General features: G+C 72.2%; 2 protein-coding genes. Both read left to right on the forward strand.

The features are described 5' to 3' along the window. Window positions 1–53 precede the first annotated feature (53 nt). The gene (locus x551_RS21770; RefSeq protein ID WP_081771452.1) at window positions 54–959 is read left to right on the forward strand and encodes a S49 family peptidase; all 906 of its coding nucleotides are present in this window, start codon (window positions 54–56) and stop codon (window positions 957–959) included. 254 nt (window positions 960–1,213) lie between these two features. Continuing rightward, a partial coding sequence (locus x551_RS21775) for an MASE1 domain-containing protein (protein WP_036251359.1) occupies window positions 1,214–1,722 on the forward strand: 509 nt, incomplete at its 3' end.

The following is a 1,722-nucleotide window of genomic DNA, read 5'->3' on the forward strand; positions in this document are numbered from 1 at the left end:
CCCGCCCCGCGGCCGCCGCCGGCGGCCCCGCGCCCACCAGCGTCGACGGGCGCGTGATCGAGGAGTTCGCGCGTGACTTCCTGAAGGAGCGCCGCAGCGAGCGGCGCTGGCGCGCGTTGCGACGGCTCGCCTGGCTGGTGATCTTCGCGCTCATCGCCTGGGCCCTGATCACGCAGCAGCGCAATGCCGCCGTGCCGAGCGGGCCGCATACCGCGCTGATCGAGATCCGCGGCGAGATCGCCGCAGAGGCGCTGGCGAGCGCCGAGGGCATCAATGCCGCGCTGCGCACCGCCTTCGAGGACGCCGGCGCCCAGGCCGTGGTGCTGCGCATCAACTCGCCCGGTGGCAGCCCGGTGCAGGCCGGCCTCGTGACCGACGAGATCCGGCGCCTGAAGGGGCTGCACGCCGACAAGAAGCTCTATGCGGTGTGCGAGGAACTGTGTGCCTCGGCGGCCTACTACATCGCCGCGGTGGCCGACGAGATCTTCGTCGACAAGGCGTCCATCGTCGGCTCGATCGGCGTGCTGATGGACGGCTTCGGATTCACCGGCACGATGGAGAAGCTCGGCGTCGAACGCCGCCTCATCACCGCCGGCGACAACAAGGGCCTGCTCGACCCCTTCTCGCCGCTCAGCGAGGCCCACAAGGCCTATGCGCAGGCGATGGTCAACCAGATCCACCAGCAGTTCATCAAGGTGGTGAAGGACGGCCGCGGCGCGCGCCTGAAGGAGGCGCCCGAGACCTTCTCCGGCCTGTTCTGGAGCGGCGAGTCGGCGGTGCAGCAGGGTCTGGCCGACCGGCTCGGCAGCCTGGACTACGTGGCGCGCGAGGTGGTCAAGGCCGAAGAGGTGATCGACTACACCCCCAAGGAGAACGTGGCCGAGCGCCTGGCCAAGCGCTTCGGCGCCGCGGTTGGCGCCGGCGCGGCCAAGGCGCTCGCGGGACCGTCGCTGCGCTGACGGCCGGAATTGCCGGCCTGTTCGGCGCTTCGACCGTCCTGCAAGTCTTCCAGAATCCTCCGAGGGCGGCGTTTGCCGCCCGCCCCCCCGCGCACGCGCGGACGCAGCATGGACGGAGACCGGGCGGTGGCCCCGAGCAGGATGACGAACGACCCGATGGCCAGCGGCGGTTTCCACCGACCCCGCGCGCGCAGCCCGAGCGGCCCGAGCGGTCGCTGGCGGCCTCGCTCGCGCTGCTCGCCGCCCTGCACTTCGTGTTCGCCTACGGCGCGATCCACCTGTCCCGTCAGCCGGGCAGCGTCGCCACGCTCTGGTATGCCAATGCGGTGGTCGCGGTCGTGCTGCTGTCGCGCCGGCGCGCCGAATGGCCGCTGCACCTGCTGGCGATGGCCGTGGCCAATGTCGCCGCCAACCTGTTCAGCGGGCACGCGCCCGGTCTGAGCCTGTCTTTCCTGCTGCCCAATCTGCTGGAGGCCTCGCTCGCGGCTGCACTGCTGCGTCTGGCCGGACCGCCCGCGCGCTGTGTCCAACAGGTCGGAGCGCTGCTGTGGGCGCTGGTGCTGGGGGCCGTCGTGCCGAGTCTCGTCGGCGCCACGCTGGGAGCGGCGGTGCTGTCGATGCAGTTCGACGCGCCCGTCGGCTCGCTGTGGTCGGCCTGGTTCGTCGGCACGGTCATCGGTGGCGTGTCGGTGCTGCCGCTGGGCCTGCTGCTGCTGGCGCGTGGCGGTCGGGCGGTGTGGGCGGCGCTGGCCCGGCCCGCGGT

This window comes from Methylibium sp. T29 (genome assembly GCF_000576205.1).
GTDB lineage: Bacteria > Pseudomonadota > Gammaproteobacteria > Burkholderiales > Burkholderiaceae_C > Methylibium > Methylibium petroleiphilum.